Origin of the sequence: Bradyrhizobium sp. (assembly GCF_004799445.1) — a bacterium.
Taxonomy (GTDB): Bacteria; Pseudomonadota; Alphaproteobacteria; order Rhizobiales; family Xanthobacteraceae; genus Bradyrhizobium.
On sequence record NZ_SSNA01000238.1, the window covers coordinates 1 to 5,294 of the forward strand.

Annotated in this window: 4 protein-coding genes and 3 pseudogenes; 6 read left to right on the plus strand and 1 reads right to left on the minus strand. The window is 58.7% G+C overall.

All coding sequences use genetic code 11. The features are described from left to right. The 5 genes and pseudogenes from E8A46_RS30135 to E8A46_RS30155 all read left to right on the plus strand — a co-directional run. Positions 1-191: pseudogene (locus E8A46_RS30135) on the plus strand (hypothetical protein); the annotation flags it as partial. A gap of 83 nt (positions 192-274) precedes the next feature. Beyond that, entirely contained in the window at positions 275-430 is a 156-nt protein-coding gene (locus E8A46_RS30140) for a hypothetical protein (RefSeq protein WP_291568912.1), read from the plus strand. 432 nt (positions 431-862) lie between these two features. Then, entirely contained in the window at positions 863-1,123 is a 261-nt protein-coding gene (locus E8A46_RS30145; protein ID WP_291568906.1) for a hypothetical protein, read from the plus strand. Positions 1,124-1,954: 831 nt separating this feature from the next. After that, the gene (locus tag E8A46_RS30150) at positions 1,955-2,800 is read left to right on the plus strand and encodes a transglutaminase family protein (RefSeq protein ID WP_291568909.1); all 846 of its coding nucleotides are present in this window, start codon (positions 1,955-1,957) and stop codon (positions 2,798-2,800) included. Between the two features lie 119 nt (positions 2,801-2,919). Further along, positions 2,920-3,279, plus strand: coding sequence for a PRC-barrel domain-containing protein (locus E8A46_RS30155; protein WP_291568910.1), 360 nt, complete (start codon positions 2,920-2,922; stop codon positions 3,277-3,279). A 318-nt stretch (positions 3,280-3,597) separates the two neighbouring features. On the opposite strand, the pseudogene E8A46_RS30160 reads toward E8A46_RS30155, so the two are convergent. After that, positions 3,598-3,726, minus strand: a pseudogene (locus tag E8A46_RS30160) (cytochrome c family protein); the annotation flags it as partial. 1 nt (position 3,727) lies between these two features. Here E8A46_RS30160 and E8A46_RS30165 point away from each other — a divergent pair. Next, a pseudogene (locus tag E8A46_RS30165) lies at positions 3,728-5,131 on the plus strand (methyl-accepting chemotaxis protein); the annotation flags it as partial. Positions 5,132-5,294 lie beyond the last annotated feature (163 nt).

A 5,294-nucleotide genomic window follows, 5' to 3' on the forward strand; every position in this document is an offset into this window, starting at 1 on the left:
TGCTGGTGACGCAGCTCTCTGAAGGGCAGCGAGTGACCGTGCTGCAGTTGCCCGTGGTCCATCAGGTTACGGAGCACGCGCAATCCGCTGCCGATACAAACGCGGCTACAGGGATCCAGGTGCCGACCAATATGAGCAACAATATCGCAGCCGTGTCCTCGCCAACCTTCAGCGCCGGGCCAAATCGCTAGGCTTCGTGCTGCAGGCCATTCCGGGGGACGCCAATCCGGCTGTTTCTTAGGAAGTCGATCGCGATCTTTGCTGGAGTTCGGACATGAGGTTCCGCTTCATCGAAGATCGCCGCGCCGTCTATCCGGTGACCGTTCTCTGCGACGTGCTCGGGGTCTCGACGGCCGGTTATTATGCCTGGCGCTCGCGCCCGGAGAGCCGGCGATCGGCCACTGCGGTTGGGCACGGCCAACTTCGCTGATGGGTCATTCTCGGCCAAATTGGCGGGTCCGTGCCATTTCCGCTATTTCCCCGATAGCGACCGAACTGCGGACATCACTGGTGGTCCGATTCGTGCCAAACGCGGACTCATCCAATGAATGGGCCGCTGGTATCGAAGAAGACCCAATCGACAACATATTGATGGAGGCCACGCCATCGCCTTGAAGGCTGACGGCAGGGGCGCGGGGTCGTGATTCCGAATTGGCGTTTGATTTCATCCTATCGGCTCGCCGATCACGCCCGCTTGAAGGATTAGCCGCTTTTCTAACATCAAAGTTAGTGGTGTTGGCAAAATGCATTCCCATGTCGGCTGCACAAGAGATCAACATGTTGGCGTTCGATCATCGGGCGGTGTCGTTCGTAACGAATGCTGTCACCCCGTTCGTCCGCTGAAAAAAGAGGAGATATTACGATGACCTTCCGATTGATCGGTGCAGCCGCACTTTCGCTGATGCTCGCGGGTCCGGCAATGGCTGCCAGTGACGGCTATGGAATGCACGACCCGTATCGCGAGCTCTATCGTCATCATAGAATGCCCGCGCAAGACGCGATCAGATTTGGCTACGGCAATGAATATCCAACCTATCATTCAGGGTGGGGAGGTCTGTATGGGGACGGCAACTACCCGGGCAGTGTTGACGACAATATGGGGCCTCCACATTGGGATCGGTGAGGACTGCGAACCTGCATCGGCTTCGCGCATCGGCGCTGACACGACAGAACGAAGTGACGATGTGCTTGCTGTTGCACGGCATGGTCTCATGCAGGCCCTACTTCTGAAATGGGTCAATCTCGTCGCTTTGACCGTGGGCCAACCACTTCCGGTCTACCCCGATAAGCAGACACTCTCGATATCCGTCGGCATGTCTCAAAGGTGCCACGAGCCGACATCAACCTATGGCTTGAGCAACGAAAGAGGCCGCCTCAGCAGGCGGCCTCCAATCCAAACCGTTAATGGGCACGTCTCAGTAACTACTTCTTGCCGTGTTCCTCCATGTGAGACTTGGCCGCTTCGTCGGAGTGATGCCTAGCGTGAAGCGCGTGTCCCCTTGCGGTGTGTGCATGATGGGCCGCTTTTTCGTGTTGTCCGGCCTCATGATGTTTAGCTGCCTCGCCGTGGTGACGCGCGGCATGCGTATGATGCTCTACCGACTGCTTATGGTGCTCGGCTGCTTTTTGGACATAGCGGTGTTTCCTCTGTTTGTTGGCCCGTAGTACTCCAGCGGGCAACAACGGAACGCCCGCATCAGAGAAATCGCTCCTTTATGACAAGCACTTTTTCCCGTTAAAACGGAGCAAACTCGTCACCTTCGGCGTGGGAAAAGGTAAGGTTGGTTGGTCGGCGCATCGCCTGATTAAATCGGATGCACGCCGAACGTGGAATTGCGCTGTCGCCGTTGCCCGAAATTTCCGCATCCGGATCAGGCTTTTAGCGGGAACGAACGCCGCGTCTCGCGCTTATTTGGCCACGATTTAAATTTACCAGTCCTCAAGGAGAAACGACGTGAAAATCCGTGCCGGTTACGACATCGCCTTTCAATGCTTCCAGGATACGCCGATGACCCTGATGCTCAGCATTGATCCGGCCCGGGTTGGCGATCTGTTGAGCGAACACAGCATTCAATTCACGCCGAACATTCCGTCGCGCGACTATGTCGACATGTTGGGCAACACCTGCACCCGGATTGTTGCGCCGGCCGGTCTGATCGTAATGCGGAACGACTTTCTAATCGCGGACAGAGGCCTGCCGGATGAAGTCGCGCTCGAAGCGCGGCAGCTGGAGGTCGGTGACTTGCCAGATGATATGCTGGTCTATCTGCTGGGTAGCCGTTACTGCGATACCCAAAAACTCTCCGCCCTTGCTTGGTCGCTTTTCGGCGGCGCGACCCCGGGCTGGCAACGCGTGCAGGCGATTTGCGATTATGCACATGACCGGATTTGCTTCGGCTACGAGCACGCACGTTGCGATCGAACGGCCTCGGAAGGCCATGAGGAACGCGTCGGCGTCTGCCGCGACTTCGCGCACCTCGCCGTTACGCTGTGCCGGTGCATGAACATTCCTGCGCGTTATTGCACGGGCTACCTCGGCGACATCGGTGTCCCCGTCGATCCGGCGCCAATGGATTTCAGCGCATGGTTCGAGGCCTATCTCGACGGCAGATGGTTTACGTTCGACGCCCGTCACAACCATCCGCGGATCGGCCGGATCGTAATGGCACGCGGCCGTGACGCCGCGGACGTTGCTATTTCTACCAGCTTTGGAGCTGCACAGTTGGCAGGTTTTGCCGTCACCACCGTAGAGATCAGCGAGTCCGCGCTGCCGTTGGCTAAGACAGCAAAGGCGGCCTGATACCAACGGGGTCGCGACAGGCTCGATGAATAATAATAATAGACCTCTTCGGAGGACTATTTTTCGGAACAATTGTCTAAGCCGCCTGTTGCACGTTCTCCAACCAAGGAGGAACAACAATGGTTACGGAAACGAGAGAAACAGGTTCCCTTATCGGCAGTGATAAGGTTGAAGGCACCGCAGTATATGGCGCCAACGATACGAAGATAGGTTCGATCGAGCGCGTCATGATCGACAAAATGAGCGGCAAGGTTTCATACGCTGTTTTGAGCTTCGGCGGCTTTCTCGGAGTTGGTGACGATCATTATCCCCTGCCTTGGCAGTCGTTGAAATACGACACGAACCTTGGCGGCTATCGTACCGGCATCACCGAAACGCAGCTGAAGGGAGCGCCGAAATACGGAAACGACAACGCCTGGAACTGGAGCGACCCTGTTAGAACTCGCTCGGTGAACGATTACTACGGCGTCGCAATCTAAAAAAGAAAGGCCCGAGTAACAGCGGGCCTTTCTCATAACAAACGCCAAAGGGGCGACCCATGGCCTCCAGCCTCGGTCGTTTAAGCACGACCTTAGCTTCCGCAGAGGGTCAAACTCGTCATTTTGACCCTCTGCCAGCCACTTCCGGTCTTCCCCCGGAAACGGACATCGTCAGGGACGGTCGGAATGTCTCAAACGCGCCATACGCGACCGGTGCACCGCAGCAACAGTATTGTTGATCGCTCACATCGTCCGCGCGAAAGCACAAGAAGACCATGAAAGCAGTCAAAGGGGACAGCGATCCCCGGCAGCCGCGTCTCACATTTTCTTACCGTCCGGCCCGTATTGCTTGAGGTAAGCTGAAAGGTCACTGGTTTTTTGCTCATCTTTGAGGCCGGCGTAGGTCATCTTGGTGCCGGGAATTTTGGCCTTAGGATCCTTGATGTACTACATCGGCGAATTGAAACAAGCGGCCGTGGAATTTTCGAAGCTGCTGGCAGGCTCCGACATGCAGCCGGCGCTGAAGGCCGATATCGCCAAGAAGCTGGAAAAATACCAGGCGGATTTTTCCGCCTGGGCCGATGGTGCGCAGGAATTCGCGCGCGATGGCGCGGCGATGTCGAAGCAGTTTCACGACATCGAGCCGGTTATCGTCGAAGTCCAGCAGAGCGTGGAGCGGCTCTACAACGACGCCGAGGATGCCGAAGCGAGTGCCCGCGCTGCCATAAAGACCTGGATGCTGGTCGCGCTGGGACTGGCGGTCGTCGTCGTGAGCGGAGTTTCGTTCGTGATCGGCGGCTCGATATCGAAGGCGCTTTCGGCAATGGTCCGGGCCATGACCGGGCTCGCGGGAGGAGATACCGCCATCGCGATACCGGGTCTTGGTCGCAAGGACGAGGTCGGCGAGATGGCCGGCGCCGTGGAAGTGTTCAAGACCAATATGATCGAAAACGATCGGCTGCGTGCCGAGCAGTTGCAGGATGAGCAGCGGCAGTCGCAGCAGCGCAAGGCCGACATGATCAAGCTCGCCGACGATTTCGAATCCGCGGTCGGCGAGATCATCGAGACCGTGTCGTCGGCCTCGACCGAACTCGAAGCCTCCGCCTCTAAGCTCACCACGACCGCGGTGCGTTCGCAGGAGCTCGCAATCGTGGTTGCCGCCGCGTCCGAGGAAGCCTCGGCCAATGTGCAGTCGGTGGCCTCGGCAACGGAAGAATTGACTTCATCGGTCAACGAGATCAGCCGCCAAGTGCAGGAATCGGCTCGTATGGCCAATGAGGCCGTCGGCCAGGCGCGCGCCACCAATGATCGCGTCGGCCAATTGTCGAAGGCGGCCGCCCGCATCGGCGACGTGGTGGAGCTGATCAACACCATCGCCGGCCAGACCAATCTGCTGGCGCTCAACGCCACCATCGAGGCGGCGCGCGCCGGCGAGGCGGGTCGGGGCTTCGCCGTGGTGGCCTCTGAGGTCAAGGCGCTGGCCGAGCAGACCGCGAAGGCCACCGGCGAGATCGGCCAGCAGATTGCCGGCATCCCGGCCGCGACCGAGGAATCGGTCGGCGCGATCAGGGAGATCAGCGGCACCATCGAGAAACTCTCGGAGATTTCCTCGACTATCGCTGCGGCGGTGGAGGAGCAGGGCGCAGCGACCCAGGAGATTTCCCGCAACGTACAGCAGGCCGCGCAAGGCACAACGCAAGTGAGCTCGAACATCGCCGACGTTCAACGCGGCGCCGGCGAGACCGGCTCAGCCTCCTCGCAGCTTCTCTCGGCGGCGCAGATGCTGTCCGGCGACAGCAACCGGCTTAAGCTCGAAGTTGGTAAGTTCCTCGATTCGGTGCGCGCCGCTTAGCTGATACGGAACTCGGCCTCGACGTGTTGTCGGATGGGTCCTCCACTTCCGCCTTTGGCAGATTTTGTTCTCTAATTCCGGGTCTGGGTGTCAAGCTCTCCAATGATCGTCCTTGCCGGGCCCACTGTTCTCTCCGCGGTAGGGGTGAACCCTCCGCATGATG